This window comes from Paenibacillus spiritus (assembly GCF_008710135.1).
Classification (GTDB): Bacteria; Bacillota; Bacilli; order Paenibacillales; family Paenibacillaceae; genus Paenibacillus_AQ; species Paenibacillus_AQ glufosinatiresistens.
The window spans coordinates 133,682-156,542 of the sequence record NZ_VYKK01000007.1; the positions used below are offsets into that span (position 1 = coordinate 133,682).

Genomic DNA, 22,861 nt, shown 5'->3' on the forward strand with positions numbered 1-22,861 from the left:
TTCTAAGAAACAATATTGACAGTACCGTCCGCCGGTGCTATATTGTTTCCAGGAAACAAAAAAACAAAAACGGGAGTGACCGCCGTGAATCAATCTTCTGCTTCCGAGACGAATGCAGTTCTGGCAACAATCATGAACCATCGCTCGATCCGTAAATTCAAGAATATCCCCCTGACCACGATGCAAATCGAAGCGATTGTCCGGGCCGCCCAAATGGCCTCTTCCTCCAGATTCATGCAGGCCTACTCCATCATTGGACTTACCGATCCTGCCTTAAAGCACGAGCTTAGCGAAATTACGAAGACACCGTATATGGAGGAGAACGGGCACCTGTTCATCTTCTGCGCAGACCTTCAGCGGCTCACTCTTATGGCAGACGAGCAAGAGAAGCAGGAGATGCGGATCATGCTCGGGAGCTCCGCTCTCTATCCAATCGCAGTTACCGACACAGCGCTGGCGGCACAAAATGCCGTCTTGGCTGCAGAATCGCTCGGACTTGGCGCCGTCATTATGGGATCGGTCACCCAGGATATTCGGTGGCTTGACCGGATGCTGTCTCTTCCGGACTATGTCGTTCCGCTCTTCGGCGTTGCTGTCGGCGTACCGGATCAGCAGCCCGAGATTAAGCCCCGTCTTCCGCTGGAAGCCGTTTACTTCGAGAACTGCTACCCGTCTGAAAGGGATTTACAGGCCCACATCCAAGCGTACGACGATGACATGCGGCACTATTACCAAAACCGCAGCGGGAATAATCGCAACGCCTGCTGGTCGCGAAGCCACATCGAACTGCTTAAGTTACCTATACCGCTCGACGACATGACCGAGTACTTGCACGGCAAGGGTCTGAATCTTACCTAAGAGAAAACGACTTTACGACGCTGCGATAACTTCAAGCGGCAAATTGAGTTAAATCTCCGCTAGAGGCTGCTCTCCTTGATGAGATCGTCGCAGAAAGCCGCTACGTCTCTGCCCGTCACTTCAAGTACGCCTTTGCCCATGCCCGCGCCTTCTTCAAAAAGATCAAGGATTCCTGCGAGCAAATCATTTCCCTCGGTCACCTCGGCAGGGCCTGCTTTGAAGAGATACTTTTGTATCTCTGCATAGACCGTCTGATATTCCCGGGGGAGCGCCTTAACACGCGCTACATGCGCTCTCCATTTCTTTTTGCCTTCGAAGATATCCCGCAGGGTCATTTTTTAGCCCCCTGTCCATTTAGCTTTTTGGCAATCCTGTGGTTGAGCTGCTCACGCCATTTGTCCCGATAAGACTTTGCCCCTTCATCGCCGGCCAGTGCGGAACAGAAGCCTCTGATATCGTTGCCCAATGCCTCTTGCACAGTCTGTCCTTCCATCGCCATTTCTTCAAGCAGGCCAAGCGCACCGTCAAGAATGGGCATAAGGTTACGGCCGCTGAAATCAGCGTACGTCCAGAGATTGGCCTGAATCTCCTCCCATGCCGCCAGATAGTCCGCCGGGAGCTTGGCGGCTCGCCATTCCAAAGCTTTCATTTCTTTGACCATGTCGCTTCCCGTGACTTTTTCCCAAATATTCATTGCTTCTCCTCCTTTAACTCGCTCATTTTGGAGGATAGGAACCCCCATCTTTCCCAGAATTTCCGCAACTCCTCACGTCCGGCATCATTCAGCGCGAAGAACTTTCGCGGCGGTCCCATATCAGAGGGCTTCTTGGTGATCTCCACCAGCTGATTTCTCTCAAGCCGGACCAGGATCGTATATACGGTTCCGTCCACAACTTCGGTGAAACCAAGGGCGTTCAGCCGCCGTGTGATTTCGTAGCCATAGGTTTCCTCGCGGTTTATCATTTCAAGAACACAGCCCTCAAGCACGCCTTTTAGCATTTCCGTCAGGTTCTCCAGCAAAATCACTCCTTGCATGGTGTACGACATGTACTAAGTAATACTTAGTACAGCTATAAAGTAACACATAGTAGCGGGCGAGTCAATCCTTATGCGAAGTGACCTGTCCGATCACGCTGACTTCGATCTGGCGGCGCAATTCATCGAGCGGAACCCTCTCAAGCGGCGCATTCACGGCGATGCCGGCATTTAAAAAGACCGCCCTCCTCCCTGAACAACAGGTTGGATGGGCGATCTTCGACTTTCCTCTTTCCTAAACGGACTCATCGTCCGGCTGGCCGTTTAGAATGGCCGGCATGATGCTCTCCCGAAGGAGATCACTGACGTCTTGCCGGGGCGGCCCATTATAGCAGTGCTATATTCGAGTGTTCAGTGCGCCTCTCTCCAGGCGTCGTCCAGACGTCCCTTCTGAAGCAAATGATGGCGATAATGCATCTCGGTCAGCCTGAACCATTCCAGCGCGTTCAAGCCGCCGAATCGCGGATGGAGAACCGTATAGGGCGCCGCCTCCTTGCCCGAATCAAGCTCCGCCGTGATCCTGGATTCGATCTCCTCCATTCGGCGCAGCGTATCCCGCAGCCCCTCCGCAAGCTGCCCCTTGCTCTCCGGCTGCGGCGGCGTATACTGCGGAGACGGGGGAACATGGACGCGGTCCGGCGGGAAGCTCCCCGCCTTGAACACTTCCTCTCCCGCCTTCGTCTTGCCCGTCTGCGACACTTCCGTGCTCTCGCCGGGTTCCAGGCACAGGGCGGCGTTCCGTAGCTGCATGAACTGCGCGGAACGGATTAAATGCATGTACATCTGACCCAGCGACCACTCGTCCTCCGACGGCTTCCAGAGCAGCCGCTCCAGGCTTGAACTCTCCAAATCGCGAATATACCCGCGGACCGTCTCTTCGAATTGGCGCAGCGTTTCCTTCGTATCCATTGCCGAATCCAGCTCCTTTATCCTTCAACTGAACCCAGCTTACAAGAACGCCACTGACAGCTGTCTGTCAGTAGTGTTCGAGCATGTTTTGGATTTCTTCACGCACCCTTTCGCGCAGCGATTCCGGCTCCAGCACACGCACCGCCGCTCCCCATCCAAGCGTCCATTGAAGGAGGTCTTCCACCCGCCGGACACGGAACGTTGCCAGTCCCCTCTCCTCCCCCGGCTCGAACGACTCCATATAGAAATTGTCCGATTCCTGAATCCGGTCCGCAATGGAGGGATCGACCGACAGGCGCACGGTCACATTCCGGTCATCGGCAGCCCGGTGATTCCGGAATTGAAAGCCGGGAGAAACCTGGAAGGAATCTTCCAGAACAGCAAGTTCGTTCATGCGGGACAGCCGAAAGTGCCGGATGGCGTGCCTCAGCCCGCAGAACGCTACGAGCATCCATACGCCTTGGGACAAAACAAGCCCGTACGGATCGACCGTCCGCTCGTTATGGCGATCTCCGTCTGAATCCGGCAAACTCTTGGAATAGCGGAAACGAACCTTGCGTTTCTGCAAAATCGCATGCCGCAGCTGCTCGAACGTCTCTTTTTCCCGGCCTCGCATCTTCGACCCTTGTTCATTCAGCAGCCGGATCGAAGACCGGAACCGCGCGGTCTCTTCACGTACATTCTGCGGAAGAATCGCTTCGATCTTCTCCTGCGAGGCGCGGGCTTTCGCGCCGTATTCCGCATCCAGCCTCATCTCGACGAAGTCCGCTCCGATGAGCAGCGCCACCGCTTCTTCCGCCGTGAAGCTGACAGGAGGGAGAAAATAACCCTCCATCAAGGAATAGCCCACCCCCGGCGCACCGGCCACCGGAACGCCGGCTTCGCTCAGTGCCTGAACGTCCCGGTAAATTGTACGGATACTGGTCTCGAACTTGGCGGCCAAATCCTCGGCCCGCAGCACGCCCTTGCGCTGAAGCTCGATGACGATGGCCAGCATCCGTTCGGTTTTGTTCACCTTATCCGCTTCCTTTCCGGCCGGATTCTCTCAACCTTCCCGATAATCAACAGTTCAACAGCGCCAGAGCCTCTTCATTATCCGGCTCCAGCTCCAATAGCTTTTGCAAGTACCCCTTGCCCTCCTCGATGAAGTCCAACTCGAAGCAGCAGATGGCCAGGCAGTAATATACCGTGGAGACGACCTCATCTTGCTGTTCCTCTACGGAAATCTCCAAATAGAATTTGGAGGCTTCATACCTATCCATCTCGAACAGGATCAGCCCGGCATCGAGCGCCAGATCATACCGCTGCTCCATGATATAGTACGACGACCACATCCGCTGAATGCCATGAAGCAGATCCTGCTTCTCTTCATCATTGGACTCCGGAAGCAGGGCGGAAATGCGCTTTGTACTCTGAATGAAGAATTCCGCATCATAGCCGCCCAGACGCCAAAAGCTCAGGATCTGCTGCATCCCCATGCTGTCCAGATGGAGGTCCACCCACCATTTCATATTAAAAAAGTCATCCGGGCCAAAGCGCTCCATCCAGCGGCGGTAAGCTAACCGCAGATTGGGATAATCCAGCGGTTGATTCAGGTGGAGAATTGCGCCCACATTGATATTTTTATAATGATGAGGAGGGAATAACGCCATTGCCCCTTTTTGTTCATAGACATATTGAATCGCGTGGTAGTTAGCCGTTAAGGAGAAGCTTCCGTGGAGAACCAGCTCCGGCGGTTCCGCGAACTTCCAATTATCCAGCAAGTGGTCGCCTTTGTCTGCGGTGATCAACACAAACCCCGATAGGGATAACCGATTCAGCCGCTCCAGGCAAGCGATGCCGGCCGCAGGGAACAGGAAATGGGAGTCTTCCAGCTGCTCCTGATAGAGGGCAATCACATCGCGGTAAGGATACGTCTCCTGCTCGTACTCGGCTGCCCGCCGGTGCTCATAACGCAGCTTGATCTGCTTCAGCCATTCTGCGGGCTGCAGGGAAGCCTTCGATTCCGGTTGTTCCACGTATACATCCGCTTCATAGACTTTGCCATCGCCGATGTAGAGCAGTTCCTGCGGAATGCCGTCGAAGAAGTAGTTCGCCACCACGATTAACGGCTGCTGCAGCTTTCCCTCATCAATCGTAATTCCGGATACCACTAGATGCAGTACGGAATCCTGCACGGCATCAAATCGCGCGAAGTCCAGTACGCCCTCGGCAATGAACCGCTGAAGCGCCGGGTGCTCTCTCCACGCCTGAACGTTGTTCATCGCCAGATCCGTCATGATATAGCAGAACGGAGGCAGGGAAATGCCGGCATAATCAATGAGCTGAGTCAGCTCGATCAACACATGGAACGCCAGCCGTCCCGCGCCTGCTCCAAGCTCGACGATATACACAGGCTCCGAGCGATCTCCCGCAGCCGCCCGGTCTTGAAGGAACCCGAAGATCATTTCGGCATAAGCCGTAGCGATCATGGGATTACTCGTTATATACTGGGGAACCTGGTCATTGTTCCAGGCTTTTGTCCCCTTTTCTTCATAATACTCCCGCTGGGCTTGCCAGATTGGCGCTTCACTGTAACGATAACGAGTACCTTTCATTTAGGCCTGCCGGAAAAACACTTTGTCTTCGTTATACTTCGCTTTGCCTTCGTTAATGAGATACGTCTCATAGATTTCTCTATGGACCGGATCTTCTACGATGCACACTTCAATCTTGGTGACTTCGTCTCTGTGCATTCGGATCGGAGAAACGGAATCCTCAAAATGCTTTTTGATTCTCGGTCTTAGCTTTCTGGCTTTGCCGACGAACAGCAATTCGTCGTTCTCGTTGTAGAACATGAAGATTCCGCCCAGTTCTCGGGTAATCAGGTGAAACTCGGTGAAGCCGTAAATATTGCTTTCCTGGGGATCGATTTTCTTCGTAATAGTGACATTCGGTTCAGGAATAGTAATCTGGATCATGATCGTATACATCCTTTGTCTGTATTTGATAGTCCTTACAAGATATCATTATACCCCACTTCTTGCGAATGACGTACAAGGGTACTATGGCTTCCCTGTCACCGCTTTGTTAGAATGTTTCAAGAACAACCATCTCAAGGATATAAGGAGCGGTCTCTTTGCTTAAGTCTATCCGAATACGCAGCCTGGTCCTTTATATTTCCTTGGTCATTCTCATTTCGGTACTGATCTATGTTCCGGTCACCCTGGGGCTTGCCGATAATTCCGACTTTAACCGGACGATGAGAGCTTTTGGACTGACTTCCAGCAGCGGGATCAAGTATTGGAGTGCTGATTATCTATTTAAAATAGCGGGTCCTGCCAGTATATGGCAGTATTTCATCCATATTTTCCTGCCGGTTACCGGTAACCCTGCCGAATATTACTCCACGCAGTTCATCTTTACGAAGATCGCGTTATTCCTGAATGCCTTAGGCGTACGGCTTCTTCATCAGGCGCCGGATGTGTTCCATCTTGTTTTTCAGACGGTCCAGTATATTGGGATCTACGCCCTGGCCTTCTTCTTGTTCATGAAGGAAAAGTGGAGACCCCGCGCCTATGCCGACCTGGCCGTTAAGGCTGTATTTGCGCTGATCTTCCTGGACTGCGGTTATTTGGTCTATTTCAATTCCTTGTACGGAGAACCGACGACGCTTATCTTTCTGCTTCTTTCCTTCGTCCTGCTTCTGTACTTGGAGAAGAACAAGACGGCCTATTGGGTCTATGGCGGCCTGATCCTGTCCCTCCTGATGTTCTCGGGGTCCAAATCCGCCAACTTCCCTTCCGCCCTGCTGCTGTGCGTCCCTCTTGTCTACGCTATCATCCGGAAGGAAGGACGGAAGAAGAAGATTATTCTCTGCACCCTGATCGCGGCGATGCTCGGCGCCTCTTACGGCTATGTAAGGCTCATCCCGGATTGGATGAAGAACAGTACGACCTTCCAATCGGTGTTCTACGGTGTATTATACGATAACCCGTCGCCCGGGAGTGCCGTCCGGGAACTGGGCTTGCCCCGGGAACTCGCCGGCTTCGAGTCCATGACCGCATACAACTGGGCATCCTTAAGTTCCGGTCAGGCGAAGGATACCGACTTTCAGACGTTGTTTTTTGACCGCATCAGCCAGACGGGAATCATGAAATATTACCTCGCGCACCCGGCCTTCTTCGCTGAAAAGCTGGATATGAGCGCCGAGGCCGCTCTGCCGCTTCGCCCTACCTATTTAGCCAATGTCCATCTGCCTTCCCAACAGGCGGATTTGATCTTTGATAATCGAATGAATGTTTGGGAGAGCATCCGAAAGCAGTTTTCCGGGTGTGCATCGGTATTCTTCGGTCTGATCCTGGTGCTGTCCGTTATCAACGTGGGTGCTCTGCTGAGGACAAAAGCAGGGACCTACCGCATCCTGCTGCGGCTTGCGCTGCTCGGGGGCGCTGCGGGGCAATTTCTTGTACCCATTCTGAATAACGGGAACGCCGATCTGCAGAAGCATATGTTCTTGTTCAATGTCCACTTCGATCTTCTGATTATCGTTCTGCTGCTGGACAATCTGGATCTGGGGAACCGCATCTTCAAATGGATCGGCGGCGTCACCGCGGCGCTCCTCCTTGCGATCTCCTTCTATTCAAGCAAGCCGGAGACGTTATCCTTGGGCCATCAGAACGGACATCCGATTCAATGGTACGTGCTGGAGAAGAAGAACGGCTGGACCAAGGTCATCGCCAAGGATGCTTTATTCCGCAGCGCATATGGGACGACTTCTAATGATTATACGCAATCCGGCATACAAGACAGTCTGAACGCGAAGATGGACATCTGGTTCACGCAACAAGAACGGGCCCGTATCCGGCATTCCGAATATGAAGCGATTGCAAGTGAGGCCACCAGGCAGCAGGCGGATGCCGGAGACCGGCCCCATTACTGGTTCTCGCCGATCAAATATGCCGCTCAGGACAGCGGCCGGGCATTCCGGCATCGGTATTCCGCCTATCTGACGCTTCCTTCGGTAGACGATGCCGAGCGGCTGTTCCGCCTGTCGAAGAGCGCTTCCGTCTTGCCCGTCGATTACTGGCTCTCCACGCCTTACTACAGCAGTACCGATCAAACGCGGATGGTGTCCTCCGATTATCAGGTCTATTCCCGCAAAGTCGATGCGAAGCTTGGGGTGCGGCCGGTTATGTGGGTCCGGCAGTAAACGCGGAGAGAAGTCCCTTCATTTTATCCGCAGTAGGTCCATCCAAAGGAAGGTTAACGGTAACCTGGAGGTCCACGGCGTCTGTCGCCCGGAAGGACAGATGCCCGAACCGAAGGGAACCGGCAATCGGATGATGCAGCAGCTTCTCACCTTCCGGCACATTTATCACTTGATGCAGCGGCCACCATTCCCGGAACTCCTTGCTGTTCTGGTGCAGGTCCTCAATAAGCTCCTCCCACCCGGGGTCCCCGACGGCATGGGCATAATTCGCCCGGAACTGGGCCAATCGATGTCTGGCATTCGTCTCCCAACTGTCACCGAGCATCCGCCTTGCATAATCCGCAGTGAACAGACGCCATAACGAATTTCTCTCTCTTGCCGGCATGGCCTCATAATCTCCGAAGACAAGAACCGCAGCCCGGTTCCACGCGACGACATCCCACCTTGAATTCACGACATAGGCCGGGCATTCTCTCTGTCTGTCCACAAAATCCTGCATCAGCCGGCTTACCTCATTCTGCGGGGCATGAGCATTCGGCGGTACGTGGCCTGCAGCCAGCAAGAAGAGATGTCTGCGCTCAATGTCGCTTAATTGCAGCGCCCGGGACAGGCTGTCAAGCACCTGGGTGGATACCTGGATGTCTCTCCCTTGCTCGAGCCAGGTGTACCAATCCACACTGATGCCGGCGAGTATGGCCACCTCTGCCCGGCGAAGCCCCGGGGTCCGCCGTCTTCCACCGGAAGGCAGGCCTGCCTGCTCCGGGGACAGACGGGCCCGCCGGGTACGGAGAAATTCCGCCAGTTCCCCGGTCTTCTCACGTTCCTCCTGCATGTGATCCCTCCTTCCTGTCATTCTCCGTCATCTGGGAGTAACACTCCTAGGTTCATTCCCTCTCTCGTTATCCAATCTCCTCGATTATATACTGAACAAAGCTCATGATCACAGGAGGAGAGACGCTATGAATCAGGAAAAAGCACCTTTATTCGATTGGAACAAGACGGCCCTGGTCATCATTGACCTGCAAAAATGGATTGGCAATCGGTACGCGCCTTATTCCGCCGAAACGGTCATTGCCCATTCCGCTAAACTGGCGAAGCTATTTCGCAGCAAGGGGGCTTTCGTGGCTCTTGTACACGTCTCCAGTAAAGACTTCAAAGATATGCCTGCTCCCAAGCTCGATACTCCCCCGCCCGCACTGAACCTGATCGAGGGATGGGACGAATGGGTTCCCGAGCTCGAGGTGAGCGAGACCGACCACATCATCTCCAAGAAACAATGGGGAGCTTTCCATGGAACCGACCTTGATCTGCAGCTGCGCCGCCGAAACCTGGATACTCTCGTTCTATGCGGGATCGCCTCCGGCATCGGTGTGGATACAACGGCCAGAGAGGCATATCAGCACGGCTATCATCTTATATTCGCGATAGATGCCATGACCGGGTTCACCCAGGCCGAGCATGAGCACGTTCGGGACGTTATTTTCCCGAGGATAGGCCGGATTCGCACAACGCAAGAGATTCTTGAAGAGAGCGGTCTGTAACGGGCAAATAAAAAGGCTATCCGCAAAGGATAGCCATTCTTGTCCCTACTGTACGTTTATAAGTCCTTCCACTTCGCGACCGTAAGCTGCACCGTCTGCGGACCGCCCGACGGCGTCAAAGTGCGGTTCGCGATATCGGCTCCGCCCGGCGCCGTCTCCACGCTGGTCCAGGCTCCGCGCGTGAACTTGTACGTTACCGCCGTACCCGCCGGCAGACTCAGCGTAATGCTGTACGTCCCGTCGCTTCCCTTAGCCAGCTGGTAAGCCGGGTCGGCGGTGTTCCAGTTATTGAACGAACCCGAGAGGTAGACCGGCCCGCTGCCCGGCGTCGTTGCCGGCACAGTCACCTTGAAGGTCACACTGTCCGCTGCCGGAACGCCCGCGTATAGATTGCCGTTCACGAGACTCCACGTTCCGCTGCCAAAGTGATAGTTGGCCGTCCCATTGTTATCCCACGTGCTGCCCCCATTATTAAAGGCCGCCGTCAATCCGGCCGCCTTGCCCAGCGGAACCGTTACGGCGCTATAACCCGCATAGGCAGAGGCGCTCATCTTCACACCCGGCGGCGTCGTCCACACGGTGGTTCCATCCAGCTTGTAATGCATGTACGAGGTGCTGAACGAAGCATTCTTGTAGTAGATCGTAACGGAGTTGCCCTCGGCAGTCTTCACCATTGCCGCTGCGCTCGCAACCGAGACATTGCCAGCGGCGTCGAAGGCCTTAACGGTATAGCTGTAAGAGGTGCCGGCCGTCAGACCGGAGTCGGAATAGCTGGTTCCGGCTGTCGTCCCAATCTTCAGCTCGTCCCGGTATACCTCGTATCCGGTCACCCCTACGTTATCCGTGGACGCAGTCCACGTCACCGTCGCGGCAGAAGCTGAATCCGACGCTGCCGCCACGTTCGCCGGCACGCTCGGGGCTTCGATGTCCGGGGTCGGCAGCGGTCCCGGGAAGTTCTCGACAACTTGTCCGGCGCTGATCGTAGACACTCCGGAATAGAGCGTATAATTTTGACCCGAATTATTGTCCCATTTGCCGTTGCCGTCGTTAAAAGCGCCCTTTCCGTTCACGCGATCGGTTCCCGTATCGATCACGCCCTTGCTGTATCCGGGGAACTCGGACGGTGTCAGAAGAATGTCCTTCCATATCTCCGTCGTGCCGGCCGGCGAGATCGTATAGTGAAGATACGGCGTCTTCGCATTCGTTTGGTAATAGACGATAATTTTATCCGTGCTGGCCGGGGTGACGCGGATGACATTGCTGTCAGCCGACAAGTTCCCTGCCTTATCGGCTGCCCTTACCCTATAGGTATACGAGGCATTGGGATCGGAGAACCAGGTCTTAAACGTTCTTTCGGTAATCTCCACGAGCGGCAGGCCGTCTTGGTAGATGAAGTAGCTCTCCGAATCCCCGCTAGAAGACGGTTCCCAACTCAATCCGGCACTGCTCCGCGCCACATAAGGAGCCCATAGTCCTGTAATGGCAGACGGACCGGTGTAGTCCCCATATACGCTCACCGTCATACTGCTGGAGCTGGCTTGCGGAACGTTCACGTTGATTCCCGTATACTTGAACATCGCATTATAATAGCGGTCGCTATTCGGAGTCGTAAGCGGAGTGAAGCTCGTCCCGTTGCCCGCATAGTAATACGGATTGTCCGCGCTTACTTCCTCTAAATCGACGAGACGGTGAGCGTCGTTGTAGTTGCCCCCCATGCTCTGATCGATATGCCAGATCGCAACGCCGCCATGAACATTCAAGCTGCGGTCGTAGCCCTCGTACTCTCGGTTCTCCAGCAGGAAATACTGGTTGGGGTCCAGGGTCGGGACCTTGACGATATTATAGGCGCCTGTTCCCGTTGAATTCAGCGTATAGGATACGCTCGTATCCGACCGTGCGGTAACCACGTCGGCGAATCCGAGCATCTGCTTGCACCAAGCATCCATATGGACCGGAGTCGCTCCCAGATATTCGCCCGGCAGACTCCCCCAGCTGCCGTAAGACATCAAGCTATTGTTGCCGATGCCGCTTGAGCTGCCATCGGTATCATAGAGATCCGGCAGACCCAGCATATGGCCTAATTCGTGGGAGAATACCCCGATGGTTGCCTGATGGTCGTCATGCCGTTCACCTTGCTGGGTATATCCTGCGCCCATGGAACCGACGCACAGCTTCTTGCCGTCTAGAACCGGAGCATCCGAATCCCCCAGGCTCGTAAAATGCGCCCATACCGACTGAGTCGCAGACGAACCGTAAGACTGTTCGAATCCGGCGAGAATCGTAACGACTTTAAGTTCATCGTTCTGAATATAGCCGTCTCCGTCGGTATCGTAGCTTGCCATATTGATGTACGGATTAGCCGCATTCAGCGCTTCGACAACCGTCGTGGCTCCCGAAGCGTAGGCGTGATTGAGATGCACCTTAATGATTCCGTCGTTGGCCGTCCCTGCATTCTCAGTTGCCGGAACGAAGTTCAGGCGGCCTTGGGACACCTCGCGATAGTAATCCTTGATGCTTCGATTGGCCGTGCCGAAGAACGTCTGGTTCCACTGCGAATCGGAATATTTCAGAGCAATATCATTGAATTCAACCAGCAGGACAAGAATCGGCTGTGTACCGGTCGTAGCATTGCCGTCCATTCCGAAGAACAGCCCGGGCCCGCCTGCCGCCGCCGCTTCCGAAGAAACTGTGCCTTCCCGGAGAGCGGGTGCGCCTTCGCTTGCCTGAGGCGGACTCAGCCGCAGGGCTTCCTCGGCAGTGTTCAGTACCGCTGCGTTCTCCTCGAGCCATTTATCCATGTCCCGCTTATGCTTAACTGCTTTGGGCTTACTGTCAATCTGGACTCTGGCCGCGCTCGGCTTCAGCGTTGTAGAACCCAGCTCCGCATAATTCCAATATCCCTTCTTATCCCGAACGATGATCTCATCCTCAGGCGTAACCGCCCAATTCAATCGCTCATCCCCCTGCAGCCTAGCTGTGAACGTCTCCCCGCTAGGCTGCTTGAACACTTGCAGATCGGTTCTGGCCGGCGCTGCATACATGATACTTCCTGCACAGAGCATGACAACGAAAAATAAGGCAGAAGTAACAATCACCCGATAACCTTTCATTCTCCACTCTCCCATTCTATTCTTTTTTGCGCAAACGTTTGAATGCAAAAAGAGAATAGCATGAAAAACGCTGTGAATATACCACTTTTAGTTTATTTATGTTAAATAACTACTTTAGTCCCGTTAAATCCCTGTTCGCCTTTGCGCATTGGCTCCTTACAGCCGCTCAGCCCTACTCTGATACTGCCATCGCGCTGTCTGTAGCGAAAAAATTACGGCCAACCCTCTCGGGCTGGCCGTAATCCATCCTTTATTTCTTCGCAACCGGTATCCAGATCTCACTTTTAAAGGTCGTGGATGAGAAGTCTTTGCTTTCATTCCAGAGCATTTCCGGCCCCGCGGCCAGTTCGTAATTTGCAGAGGGGAACCATTCCGAATAGATGCGCCCCCATACGTTCTGCAAGGTGTCCGGAAATGGACCTGTCGCCTCAAAAACGGCCCAAGTCCTTGAAGGAACCTCTAATTTCGCCAGCTGCTCCGGACCCTCCAAGGTGGTCGCTACACCAATATAATGATCCAGCTCCCCATTCTCCTCCATCCGCTCTTCGGAGAAGTTCGTTGATGCTTGAATAATCCCGAACGGTTCAATATTAGAAAGTTTCTTGATCTGATCGATGTCATCCTTGGTTAGGTGGTTCCACATGGCTGAAATTTCAGGATTAACTCCGTTGAATTGAATGGGAACTCTCTTCATAGTGCCTACGATACGAAACGGTTCTTTCTCGACAATACGGTAATTCATGGCGCTTCCTCCCTGAATGGTTAATTGGAAGGTCATTCGCGGATAGGCCTTTAACGATGCAACCTGGGACTTTACCGAAGATGGCAAGATCCCGTGCAGATTCTGAAAGGCTCTGGAAAAGGCATCTGCCGAGTGGTAGCCGTACTTCACTGCCACATCCAGCACTCTCAAATGACTTGTCTGAAGTTCAAATGCGGCCAGCGTTAAGCGTCTTCGGCGGATATATTCCGACAAAGGGATGCCCGCGAGGAACGAGAACATTCTGGAGAAGTGATACTCCGAACAATGTGCCAGTCTGGCAGCCAACTTCAGGTCAATCTCCTCTTCCAGATTGTCTTCGATATAGGCCATTGCCTGGTTTAATCTTGCCAGCCAATCCATTCAAATAACCTCCTTTCCATTCCCAGAATAGCAGGGTCCGCAAGCCCTCGCCCGACTTCCCATGCACCGTATTGTCGTGTGTGGAGATCAATATTTAAGCTTCACATTCCTCCACAGACTATTCCCGCTCTTATCATAACCTGTCATCTCGGTGGCGCTTATCAACTTGCCTGTCTGAACATCTCAAAGTCCTGCCTATGGTACGCGGTCTCTATGCTGACCGTCTAGCTGCCTGGGAAGCCTAGGAGAACGTCTTGAATGCAGCGCAGGGCAGGTCTGTGCAGTAAGTTGCTGCAATTGGATAGGAGCGGACGTCAAGGAACCTCTCCGATTTTTCGGAGAGGTTCCTTGTCTAAAGCTGCTTAATGATCTCTTCCAGCTCGTCGACCAAGACCTTTGCCTTTTCAAAATCCGTATTGTTCAGGGCTAATCCGATCTGCAATTCAACGGCCTTTTTCTTTTGTTCGTTCTCCAAATAGTCTTTATCAAAATGACGGGCGTAAATCATCTGTCTGAATTTGCGCATACTCATTTTCCGGATCGTCTTGTTCTCAATGATCAGCACATAATCCATGCCGTTTACGACGGAATAGAAATCGTGCGAAATCATCAGAATCGCGCCTTTATAGTCTTCGATAGCTTTCTCCAGTGCAATCTGCGCATAGAGGTCCAAATGGCTGGTCGGTTCGTCCAGCAGCAGCAGGTCGGCTTGTTTACCCGCGACTTTAGCCAGTTGAAGCATGTTCTTTTCTCCACCGGATAAAGATTGGATCTTCTGATCCAGGATTTCACCTTCAAAGCCGTAATTCACAAGATGCGCTCTAATCTCGTCATACGTGCTGAACCCCGCGTCGATGAATTCATCAAGGATTGTGTTCGAGTCTTGCAGCGTTTCGTCCTGAAGCTGCGATAAATAGGCCACTTTCACATCTGCCCGGATTTCGATGGAGTCATGGTGGTTTTTGAAGATTTCGCGGAGCAAAGTCGTTTTCCCGGTGCCGTTCGGGCCGATGATCGCGACTTTATCTGTAGCTTGAATCTCGAAATTAACGTTGTGCAGAAGCAACTCGTCGAAGGCTGCGCTGTAATCGGCAACCTTTACAATAGCAGCGTCTTCTACTTCATGATCCAGCTCAAAACGAATATTCGGCTGCTTGATCTCCACAAACGGCGCTTTGATCCGGCGCGCTTCCAATCTTTCCTGGAACTTTACTCTGGCTTTCAACGCACGGCCTCTGGACGCGTCGGCAACATTCGTTGCGATCTCTCTAAGATTATCGATAATGTGATCGTATCGCTCAATTTCTTCGGCTTCGGCGACTGCGATTTCTTGCAGCTCGATCTTGGTCTGAAGCAGCGAGAAGTTATAATCGATATACCGCCCGTCGTACTCCTGGATCTCCATGTTTTCAAGGTGGATGATTTTATTGAAGCAGTGATTCAACAGATAGCGGTTGTGCGTCACGACCAGCAGCATGCCTTTATGGGAATTGATCAATTTCTTGAGCGCATTGAGATTGTCAAAATCCAGAAACACGTCCGGTTCGTCCATGATTATCAGGTCGGGGCTGCCGAGCATCTCTTTCATCACTTCAATCAGCTTGAATTCTCCGCCGCTCAAGGAAGAAACTTGGGCGTCTTTCAGCTTCATCAGATTGGCGAGATTCAGCTGCTTATGAATCGTGCTCTCGAAATCATCCCCGCCTATCGCATCGAGTGCGTCCAACGCCGATTGATACTTCTCCATCAGCGCATCCATATCCGGCGTGGTTGCCATCTCCGCATAAATCGCGGTGAGTTCATCCTGAATCTTGATAAAGTCTTCCCCGATATATTCAAAAACGGTCATTTCCTTCGTTCTGTCCACCTGGGAGAACTGACTGACGTACCCGATTCTGCAATCGGGGTCGATCTCCAGCTTGCCCTCGAACAAATGTCTCTCCGGGTCCATCAGCATCTCGAGCAGAGTACTTTTCCCGCTGCCGCTCGTGCCGATAAAGGCGCAGTGTTGGCCCTCTTCGAGCGTGAAGGAAATATTTTGGTAAAGTTCCTTTTGCGGAAACGAGAAGGATAGGTTGTCTACTTTAATCATGGTGTACCTTTCTGAATCGCCGTAACGGCGGATATTGTGGGGGGTTCGGTCTGTCTGCTTAAGGTTGCCGATTTTCAGATTAACACTGTTTGGTGGGGAGTACAAATGATTTGTAGAAATGTTCCTGAAGTGAATACGAACGGCTTGCCGGTGCCCTCCAGCGCTGCACCTAATGTCTCAACAGCGCGGAGATCGGCTGCAACTGCACCTGCAAAATCCGAGAAATCGGTCTGAAGCCCAGATGAATGACTCCAGCCCTACTCGGACAGCATTAATCCTTCTTGATAAGTTCAAGCGCAATGCTGATCTTGACTTCTTCACCGACGACGATGCCCCCAGCTTCGAGTGCAATATTATAGGTCAGCCCGTAATCCTTGCGATTAATCACCGTCTCTGCTGCGAAGCCGGCACGTTCATAGCCCCGATGGTCCTTGACTAAGCCGCCATATTCTACTTGAAGCGAGACTTGCCGGGTGATACCTCGCAGCGTAAGATCCCCATTCAGGATGTATTCACCCTGTTTGCTTCGGACGATTCCCGTACTTGCGAACTGAATCAGCGGATATTGATCCGTTGCAAGGAATAGCGCTCCCCTGACGTCCTCATCCCGCTTAGGATGGTCGGTCGTGAAGCTTGCAGCGTCGATCGTCACGTTAATATCCGCTGTCGTCATATCCTCGGGATCAGCTTCAATATCTGCCTCGAAGCGCTCGAAGCGCCCCTTTACTCTAGAAATCATCATATGTCTAACCGAGAACTCAATCATGCTATGAGCCAAATCTATCGTCCATTTCGATCTGTTCATTTTCCTCGCTCCATTCTTTATAATTTGCCTGACCTCGCTCCAGAAGCCTGCTCCAGATTGCTACTAGCCTTGCGAATTAGACGATGAAAGGTTTCCCGTTCCTCGATTGAGAAGTCGGCAAGCATCCGTTGTTCTAGGCTGTTCCACTGCCTATTGGCCGGTTCGTACAATTTTTGGCCCTCTTCCGTCAAGTAGACGCGTGAAATGCGGGAATCCTGCTCATCCCGAGAACGAACGACAATGCCACCCTGTTCCATGCGTTGAATCGATTTCGTCACGGTGGGCAATTCGAGCTTCAGACGTGAGGCCAGCTGCGACTGAGACAAGCCGTCTTCTTCTCGGAGAAGGAATAGGATCAGGTCTTGGGCGATATGCAAACCTATGCTGCTAAGTGCCTCCTCCGCCAAAATACGATGTTTCTTAACTAGATGAATTAGTGCATATCCGATATCTTCTTCAAAATGTCCCATGGAAGCCTCCAATCGCTCCATATATACTTAGCCGGCTATTTATTATTATCACAGACGGGAAAATCTGTCAACCGTTGAGCCCTCCGACGGGCAGAGACAAAATGATTATGTTTATTCCCGCTTAAATCAACTATAATGGGGGATGGATTTATCATTTATTGGAAGAAGGTTGAGAAGTGCCGCTGCGCAACTGGAAATATACACCGCTGCTGTTGATGTTGATTTTCCCGGTGCTCGGGAAGATGTATGCCTGGGTCAACAAGCCGAGAGGCAAAGTCTATCATCTGATGACCTCATGGGATAACGCCATCCCTTTCGTCAAATATTTTGCACTGCCTTATTCCGTTTGGATCTTTTATATTTATCTATGTCTTTACTATTTCTTCAAGAAGGATTTGCGTGTGTATTACCGTGCTTTGTTGATTTATACCGTATGCGCCTGCATTTGTTACGGCATTTACTCTGTCGTCCAAACAACGGTGCCTCGTCCCGAGTTGGTGGGGCATGACGTCTTTACACTGATCGTGCGCTTTGTGTACCACCGGGACCAGCCGTTCAATTGTTTCCCCAGTATCCATGTGTTCTCCAGCTACATGGTGTTCCGCCTGACCGCCCGCAGCGGCTTCCGGAACAGATGGAACATGCTCCTAATCGGGGGGATGTCCGGGATGATTATACTGTCTACGCTGTTCATCAAACAGCATTCGATTCTCGACGGCCTTGCCGGTATGATGCTGGTTGAAATTGTATTGCACGCCGTTCTGCTGGCGGAGTACTTGTTCGCCCGCAGCAGCACTCCCCAAGAGCGTTCTTTACAGAGATAGTCCTCAAAAATCCTGGAGCCCCTTCCGCAGATAAACGAAGGGGCTTGTGTGTAACCACTTTCATCTACACAATCTCTTTATTAAAATGTCCTCTTGTGTCCGTCTCCTGATCAAAGACAGCATGATTCATCGAGCCGTTTAATTTGCCTGACGCCATCTGAATGACTTTCATAACCTGCTCTTTTGATTCAATGGTGAAGTTTAATCGGAATGCCTCAATTCCCTTGATGGTGTGCAGCTCATCTAATAGATTAAGCGTCTTCCCATTAAGGAGAGTCGCTGTACAATCCTCATGGGAAAGGATAGGGAACGTTCCATGCTCATTTTTTAACTCATAGCTTCTCGTTTTGCAAATGCTGCATTGATTCATTTTTTTCATCGGGCAGTACTTGGTAAACATCAGAGGAGTCCTGCCATACACAATCATTTCCAGCGCAGGAAAGCCATCATTTTGTTCATAGTAGGCATTCATTAAATCTTCAATTTGGCTCTTATTCAACTCATAAGATAAAGTGACTCGTTTGGCACCTAATTTATATAATTCATAGCAAGTGGCCGCATTAACAACATTGAGAGAATAGTCTGTAACGAACGGATTTGTTCCTTTATAGTGATAAATTCCCCCGTATCCGCCAATCAGCAGCTGCCCTACTTTGTCCTTATACCGGTTCTGATTTCTTCTAACCACGTTATCAAAATAGATCTCCTTAATTCCACCGCTCACGCAAGCGTCATACTGTTCCTTCGTCGTTACCGAGGCTGTAAGGTAGGGTTTTACAGGGGCAAAGCTTATTTGTTCGTCTGGCTTCAGAGTCTTGGTTCTTTTCTTTTGGCTGTTAAGCTTTAAGTCATATAAGCCCAGGACAATAACTCTTCTTGCTGCATTTAACAGTTTCGCTGGAATAAATGCATTGCATTCCTCAAAATCCACATGATTAAGTTCGAATATCGTATCATTTAATCTGGAAAATTGTTTGATTACCTGGTCTTTGGTTGTGGGATTATTAATAGCTTCGCTTAGAATTTCCTCGCTTTCATATGAATAATGATGGCCCAAGCCCTCCGCATCGATGCGAAGTTTGGAATCCGGACTTGCATATACGCTAATATCCAGGCTAAACCGCTTAAATTCTTTTTCCAGCGATGCTTCCAATTCTTTGTTATAGAAATAATCCTTTGTTTTATAGACTTGATCACCCACAGACAGCTTTTCTTTCACTTTGATATAGCAGACATGATCTGCTTTGTTGATCAATTCGCCGTCTTTATCGTACAGTTTTACAACAGTTAAATTAACATCCTCCCGGTTGTGACTTATCCGGATGGTATCGTTTTGGTTTAAAGTACGGGTAAGTGTGAGTTCATACGTGTCTTTAACCACCTTGCTGATGGTTCCAATTGCATAACCAAAGTTATTCGGTCTTGCGGTGTTTGTTATCTCTCTCTTATCTTCGCGAAATAAATACCCTTTCGTAAAGGTTCGATTGAATGTTTTTTTCAAATTCTCCTTCTCTTCTTCGGTGATTTTATGATCTAAGGCCATGCGGTATTTGGATACCACATTAGCAACATAGGTAGGCACTTTCATTCGGCCTTCTATTTTTAAAGAATCGATTTCTTTCAAATCCTCGATATAATCGATGGTGTTCAAGTCCTTCGTAGATAGAATATAGCTTTCCCCTAGAGAGGTATCGGTTGTCTTATCCATGAGTTCGTACGCCTTACGGCATGAACCCACGCATCTTCCGCGATTAGCGCATCGATAGCCGATTAATCCTGACATGAGACAGTTTCCAGAATAAGATACACATAACGCACCGTGAACGAAAATTTCTAAAGGGATTTCAGCACTTCTTTTGATCTCTTTTACTTTTCGCATCTCAACTTCACGGGACAGAACCACTCTTTTTGCACCAAGCCCTTGAAATAATAAAGTTCCGTCTACATCGTCTATTCCCATTTGAGTTGAACAGTGGGCTTCCATATCAACAAAGTTTTTAACGATATAATCGAATGCGGCCAGATCCTGAACGATAATGGCATCCACGCCGATTTCATTCAATTCGCGTATCTGCTCTTTCATCTCTTCAACTTCGTTCTCAAAAACGACGGTATTCATTGCCACATAGATTTTAACGCTTCTCAGATGCGCATACGCAACAGCTTCTTTTAACGATTCCCAATCAAAATTAGATGAGTATGCACGTGCACCAAATTTTTGCATCCCTAAGTATACGGCATCACAACCATTCGAAATTGCAGCTTTTAAGGCTTCCATATTTCCCGCCGGGGCTAGTAATTCAGTCATTTTTTACTCCTTATGACCCATAATTAATAAATCGCTATCCTTGAGTTTATCCCGATGGAGCAGCATGAGGCTGTGACCCAGCGCATGGAGGATATGAGGCGGGCTATGAAGAAAGGACAGAGCGGTCGCCCCTGTCCTCTTTTGCTGGAACTAGATTTTTCTGTTATAGATTTTAACTGTAAGCGGAGCGACAATCACAACAAGGAGGATGCCGATAAAGAGGGTCATGGATGCGCTTGAAGTGAACTCTCCCTGATTGGCTAAATCTTTGAAAGCCGTGACCAAATAAGTAATCGGATTATGTTCAGCTACGCTCTGCAGAAAATGGGGCAACGTATCAATAGGCACGAAGGCGTTGGATAGAAACGACATCATCATGGTGACCATGGTCGAAATACTGGAGATCGTTGATGCAGACTTGGACAGCAGACCAATTAAGGCAAACACCCAACTGATTGCGCAGGCGCCGAATATGGCCAAGAGCAAAGCGACGACCAACCACCCCCACCCGGCTTCCGGACGCCACCCAAGAATGAAGCCCGTACCGATCGAGAAAAAAGCCGCCGCGGCATACCGCAAAATATCCGATACCACTAAACCAGCCAGTGGAGCAATCCGGACAATGGGTAATGATTTAAACCGATCAAAAACGCCAGTATCCAAGTCTTCCCGCAATTGCGTGCCCGTTGCCGCTGACGACATGACCAGGGTTTGAATGAGAATTCCCGGCACGATGATGGGCAAGTATCCTTGTACACCTCCAGCAATCGCACCTCCGAACAGATAAGAAAAGACGATCATGAAGAAAATAGGGATGACGGTTACATCGATCAATTTATCGGGATTATGTTTGATTTTCAGAATGTTTCTTTTTGCCATTACAACAATATCATACAGAGCGCTCTTTAAGTTGTTTTGCTTACTTATCATGGATTCCATGTCTATCCCTCCTACTTATTTAGTCAGTTCCAGAAACACCTCATCAAGCGTCGGCTTTCTAACCGAGAACTCTTTGATTTCTATATCTTGCTGAGCTAGATCTAAGAGTAATCCCGTCATCACTTTCGTGTCTGCCAGCTTAACGGTCAACTTGGTTCCTTCGGGTGAAATCATAGCCTCCTGGGCGATTTTCGCCTTGATTAGTCCTTTGGCCCTTTCGGCATCGCTCCTATGCTCCAGAGTAATTTCGAACTGGGTGTCGCTTAACAAGGACTTCAATTCATTCGGCGTTCCCTGAGAAATGATTCTTCCATGATTAATGATCGCCAGTCGATCTGCGAGTTGATCCGCTTCCTCCAAATACTGAGTTGTCAGCAAGATTGTTGCCCCGTCGCTTGCCAAGTTGCGGATCACCTCCCACATCTCTCCTCGTGTGCGTGGGTCTAAGCCCGTTGTCGGTTCATCCAGAAAAATGAGGGGTGGCTTCACGATTAGACTCACCGATAAATCCAGCCGTCTACGCATCCCGCCCGAAAATTCACGAATCGGCCGATCCTTTGCCTCGGTTAAGGAAAACTGGTTGAGAAGTTCAAGCGCCCTCGCTTTGGATTGACTCGCTGATAAACCGTTCAATTGCCCGAAGAGCTTCAAGTTCTCCATCGCGGTCAATTCCTCATCAACGGTTGCATATTGGCCGGTCAAGCCAATCAAGCTTCGAACCTTTCGAGCATCTTTGGTGACGTCTTTGCCAAAAATCATGGCTCTGCCTTTTGACACTTTCGTAATCGTTGCAAGCATTCGTAAGAACGTTGTCTTTCCTGCACCATTCGGACCCAGAATACCGAAGATCTCTCCTTTCTTAATATCCAAAGAAATACCATCGACTGCTCGCTTGTTAGGAAATTCTTTAACGAGCCCTTGAGTGGAAACGGCTAGCTCTGTCATTCTGTGTTCTCCTTTGCCTATTTAATAAGGATACCTTACTAATAAAATAAGGTACCCTTATCAAATTGTCAACACCCTAATTTGAATTACTTCGGTGACCTGATAAAATAGAGGGGGACGGAGAACACATAAGGGGAAATGGGTATGGATGAAAAACAGCTGAATATCGATATCACTACGAATTTTATGAAATATTATGATTTACTCACCATGTTCTTAAAAGAAAGCATGATTAAAGGCAGCGTGTATACGATCCAAAATCGAGGGCAAGGAAAAATACTGGGCATTCTTCGTCAAACACCACATCTTTCTCAAAAAGAATTAGTCAGTCAATTAGAGATGCGCCCGCAATCTGCTTCTGAAATGATTAAAAAGCTGGAAAAAAAGGGGCTTATTGAGCGGTATAAATCGGAAGAGGATCAACGCGTGATGATGATTACGCTAACTAAAGCCGGCAAAGTGGTATTAAATCAAAACGGAGATTTTCAGCCTGCATTCTCAAATGTTCTAACCATAGAGGAAAAACAACAGTTTAATCGAATACTCGAAAAGCTTGTATCCGAAATTGAACCCGAAGTCGCGAAACTTCGCAACAAGCCATAGGGGCGTCATCTAAAGATGACGAAGGGGGTTACCCGCTCCACGCCTGAATTTCCGGAGAAGGTAGATTGCGATTAGCAAAGGGAGCCGTCCCTAAGTCGATGACTGGGA

At 50.7% G+C, this 22,861-nt stretch carries 21 protein-coding genes; 5 read left to right on the plus strand and 16 right to left on the minus strand.

The features are described from left to right. The first annotated feature begins 84 nt into the window (after positions 1 to 84). Complete coding sequence (locus F4V43_RS07335) at positions 85 to 858, plus strand: NADPH-dependent oxidoreductase (RefSeq protein WP_223879814.1); 774 nt, start codon at positions 85 to 87, stop codon at positions 856 to 858. A 59-nt stretch (positions 859 to 917) separates the two neighbouring features. On the opposite strand, the gene F4V43_RS07340 is transcribed toward F4V43_RS07335, so the two are convergent. The 7 genes from F4V43_RS07340 to F4V43_RS07375 form a co-directional block, all read right to left on the minus strand. Then, positions 918 to 1,193, minus strand: coding sequence for a DUF1048 domain-containing protein (locus tag F4V43_RS07340; protein ID WP_150457578.1), 276 nt, complete (start codon positions 1,191 to 1,193; stop codon positions 918 to 920). Beyond that, complete coding sequence (locus F4V43_RS07345; RefSeq protein ID WP_150457579.1) at positions 1,190 to 1,552, minus strand: DUF1048 domain-containing protein; 363 nt, start codon at positions 1,550 to 1,552, stop codon at positions 1,190 to 1,192. Before F4V43_RS07345 ends, F4V43_RS07340 begins: the two co-directional genes overlap by 4 nt. Beyond that, a complete protein-coding gene (locus F4V43_RS07350) occupies positions 1,549 to 1,857 on the minus strand; it encodes a PadR family transcriptional regulator (protein WP_317983775.1) in 309 nt (102 codons plus the stop codon). Before F4V43_RS07350 ends, F4V43_RS07345 begins: the two co-directional genes overlap by 4 nt. Before the next feature lie 387 nt (positions 1,858 to 2,244). Further along, the gene (locus F4V43_RS07360) at positions 2,245 to 2,802 is read right to left on the minus strand and encodes a DinB family protein (RefSeq protein ID WP_150457581.1); all 558 of its coding nucleotides are present in this window, start codon (positions 2,800 to 2,802) and stop codon (positions 2,245 to 2,247) included. A 67-nt stretch (positions 2,803 to 2,869) separates the two neighbouring features. Next, positions 2,870 to 3,817: a helix-turn-helix transcriptional regulator gene (locus F4V43_RS07365; RefSeq protein WP_150457582.1), complete on the minus strand. Its 948-nt coding sequence runs from the start codon at positions 3,815 to 3,817 to the stop codon at positions 2,870 to 2,872. Positions 3,818 to 3,863: 46 nt separating this feature from the next. Continuing rightward, positions 3,864 to 5,399: a tetratricopeptide repeat protein gene (locus tag F4V43_RS07370; RefSeq protein WP_150457583.1), complete on the minus strand. Its 1,536-nt coding sequence runs from the start codon at positions 5,397 to 5,399 to the stop codon at positions 3,864 to 3,866. Continuing rightward, positions 5,400 to 5,762, minus strand: a complete 363-nt coding sequence (locus F4V43_RS07375) for a nucleotide excision repair endonuclease (protein ID WP_150457584.1) — start codon at positions 5,760 to 5,762, stop codon at positions 5,400 to 5,402. A 158-nt stretch (positions 5,763 to 5,920) separates the two neighbouring features. On the opposite strand from F4V43_RS07375, the gene F4V43_RS07380 reads away from it, so the two are divergent. Beyond that, positions 5,921 to 7,993 (plus strand): DUF6273 domain-containing protein, encoded by a 2,073-nt coding sequence (locus tag F4V43_RS07380; RefSeq protein ID WP_150457585.1) that lies wholly within the window; start codon positions 5,921 to 5,923, stop codon positions 7,991 to 7,993. On the opposite strand, the gene F4V43_RS07385 is transcribed toward F4V43_RS07380, so the two are convergent. Continuing rightward, entirely contained in the window at positions 7,974 to 8,825 is an 852-nt protein-coding gene (locus F4V43_RS07385) for a helix-turn-helix transcriptional regulator (protein WP_150457586.1), read from the minus strand. The genes F4V43_RS07380 and F4V43_RS07385 overlap by 20 nt on opposite strands. A gap of 127 nt (positions 8,826 to 8,952) precedes the next feature. On the opposite strand from F4V43_RS07385, the gene F4V43_RS07390 reads away from it, so the two are divergent. Continuing rightward, positions 8,953 to 9,534, plus strand: a complete 582-nt coding sequence (locus F4V43_RS07390) for an isochorismatase family protein (RefSeq protein ID WP_150457587.1) — start codon at positions 8,953 to 8,955, stop codon at positions 9,532 to 9,534. A 56-nt stretch (positions 9,535 to 9,590) separates the two neighbouring features. Here the strand turns inward: F4V43_RS07390 and F4V43_RS07395 are convergent, their stop codons facing one another. The 5 genes from F4V43_RS07395 to F4V43_RS07420 all read right to left on the minus strand — a co-directional run bounded on the left by F4V43_RS07395 (position 9,591) and on the right by F4V43_RS07420 (position 17,134). Further along, positions 9,591 to 12,575 carry a M6 family metalloprotease domain-containing protein gene (locus F4V43_RS07395; protein WP_191089513.1) on the minus strand — a complete coding sequence of 995 codons (2,985 nt, stop codon included), beginning with the start codon at positions 12,573 to 12,575 and terminating at the stop codon, positions 9,591 to 9,593. Positions 12,576 to 12,894: 319 nt separating this feature from the next. After that, positions 12,895 to 13,767, minus strand: coding sequence for an AraC family transcriptional regulator (locus tag F4V43_RS07400; RefSeq protein WP_150457589.1), 873 nt, complete (start codon positions 13,765 to 13,767; stop codon positions 12,895 to 12,897). Positions 13,768 to 14,119: 352 nt separating this feature from the next. Beyond that, complete coding sequence (locus F4V43_RS07405) at positions 14,120 to 15,859, minus strand: ABC-F family ATP-binding cassette domain-containing protein (protein ID WP_150457590.1); 1,740 nt, start codon at positions 15,857 to 15,859, stop codon at positions 14,120 to 14,122. A 271-nt stretch (positions 15,860 to 16,130) separates the two neighbouring features. Further along, a complete protein-coding gene (locus F4V43_RS07415; protein ID WP_150457591.1) occupies positions 16,131 to 16,664 on the minus strand; it encodes a YceI family protein in 534 nt (177 codons plus the stop codon). A 17-nt stretch (positions 16,665 to 16,681) separates the two neighbouring features. Continuing rightward, positions 16,682 to 17,134 (minus strand): MarR family winged helix-turn-helix transcriptional regulator, encoded by a 453-nt coding sequence (locus F4V43_RS07420; protein WP_150457592.1) that lies wholly within the window; start codon positions 17,132 to 17,134, stop codon positions 16,682 to 16,684. 176 nt (positions 17,135 to 17,310) lie between these two features. Here F4V43_RS07420 and F4V43_RS07425 point away from each other — a divergent pair, with 176 nt between their 5' ends. Next, a complete protein-coding gene (locus F4V43_RS07425) occupies positions 17,311 to 17,958 on the plus strand; it encodes a phosphatase PAP2 family protein (protein ID WP_150457593.1) in 648 nt (215 codons plus the stop codon). A 64-nt stretch (positions 17,959 to 18,022) separates the two neighbouring features. Here F4V43_RS07425 and F4V43_RS07430 read toward each other — a convergent pair whose 3' ends face one another. From F4V43_RS07430 to F4V43_RS07440, 3 genes are all read right to left on the minus strand, one after another. Beyond that, a complete protein-coding gene (locus F4V43_RS07430) occupies positions 18,023 to 20,266 on the minus strand; it encodes a U32 family peptidase (RefSeq protein WP_150457594.1) in 2,244 nt (747 codons plus the stop codon). Between the two features lie 150 nt (positions 20,267 to 20,416). After that, positions 20,417 to 21,205 carry an ABC transporter permease gene (locus F4V43_RS07435; RefSeq protein WP_150457595.1) on the minus strand — a complete coding sequence of 263 codons (789 nt, stop codon included), beginning with the start codon at positions 21,203 to 21,205 and terminating at the stop codon, positions 20,417 to 20,419. A 15-nt stretch (positions 21,206 to 21,220) separates the two neighbouring features. Beyond that, positions 21,221 to 22,150, minus strand: a complete 930-nt coding sequence (locus tag F4V43_RS07440) for an ATP-binding cassette domain-containing protein (protein ID WP_150457596.1) — start codon at positions 22,148 to 22,150, stop codon at positions 21,221 to 21,223. 144 nt (positions 22,151 to 22,294) lie between these two features. On the opposite strand from F4V43_RS07440, the gene F4V43_RS07445 reads away from it, so the two are divergent. Further along, entirely contained in the window at positions 22,295 to 22,753 is a 459-nt protein-coding gene (locus tag F4V43_RS07445; RefSeq protein WP_150457597.1) for a MarR family winged helix-turn-helix transcriptional regulator, read from the plus strand. Positions 22,754 to 22,861: the final 108 nt, after the last annotated feature.

Excerpts from the sequence above, each read along its gene's own strand:
- F4V43_RS07340 (WP_150457578.1), bottom strand. The coding sequence starts at position 1,193 with ATGACCCTGCGGGATATCTTCGAAGGCAAAAAGAAATGGAGAGCGCAT.
- F4V43_RS07345 (WP_150457579.1), bottom strand. The coding sequence starts at position 1,552 with ATGAATATTTGGGAAAAAGTCACGGGAAGCGACATGGTCAAAGAAATG.
- F4V43_RS07350 (WP_317983775.1), bottom strand. The coding sequence starts at position 1,857 with ATGCTAAAAGGCGTGCTTGAGGGCTGTGTTCTTGAAATGATAAACCGC.
- F4V43_RS07360 (WP_150457581.1), bottom strand. The coding sequence starts at position 2,802 with ATGGATACGAAGGAAACGCTGCGCCAATTCGAAGAGACGGTCCGCGGG.
- F4V43_RS07370 (WP_150457583.1), bottom strand. The coding sequence starts at position 5,399 with ATGAAAGGTACTCGTTATCGTTACAGTGAAGCGCCAATCTGGCAAGCC.
- F4V43_RS07375 (WP_150457584.1), bottom strand. The coding sequence starts at position 5,762 with ATGATCCAGATTACTATTCCTGAACCGAATGTCACTATTACGAAGAAA.
- F4V43_RS07385 (WP_150457586.1), bottom strand. The coding sequence starts at position 8,825 with ATGCAGGAGGAACGTGAGAAGACCGGGGAACTGGCGGAATTTCTCCGT.
- F4V43_RS07390 (WP_150457587.1), top strand. The coding sequence starts at position 8,953 with ATGAATCAGGAAAAAGCACCTTTATTCGATTGGAACAAGACGGCCCTG.
- F4V43_RS07395 (WP_191089513.1), bottom strand. The coding sequence starts at position 12,575 with ATGTATGCAGCGCCGGCCAGAACCGATCTGCAAGTGTTCAAGCAGCCT.
- F4V43_RS07400 (WP_150457589.1), bottom strand. The coding sequence starts at position 13,767 with ATGGATTGGCTGGCAAGATTAAACCAGGCAATGGCCTATATCGAAGAC.
- F4V43_RS07405 (WP_150457590.1), bottom strand. The coding sequence starts at position 15,859 with ATGATTAAAGTAGACAACCTATCCTTCTCGTTTCCGCAAAAGGAACTT.
- F4V43_RS07415 (WP_150457591.1), bottom strand. The coding sequence starts at position 16,664 with ATGAACAGATCGAAATGGACGATAGATTTGGCTCATAGCATGATTGAG.
- F4V43_RS07420 (WP_150457592.1), bottom strand. The coding sequence starts at position 17,134 with ATGGGACATTTTGAAGAAGATATCGGATATGCACTAATTCATCTAGTT.
- F4V43_RS07430 (WP_150457594.1), bottom strand. The coding sequence starts at position 20,266 with ATGACTGAATTACTAGCCCCGGCGGGAAATATGGAAGCCTTAAAAGCT.
- F4V43_RS07435 (WP_150457595.1), bottom strand. The coding sequence starts at position 21,205 with ATGGAATCCATGATAAGTAAGCAAAACAACTTAAAGAGCGCTCTGTAT.
- F4V43_RS07440 (WP_150457596.1), bottom strand. The coding sequence starts at position 22,150 with ATGACAGAGCTAGCCGTTTCCACTCAAGGGCTCGTTAAAGAATTTCCT.
- F4V43_RS07445 (WP_150457597.1), top strand. The coding sequence starts at position 22,295 with ATGGATGAAAAACAGCTGAATATCGATATCACTACGAATTTTATGAAA.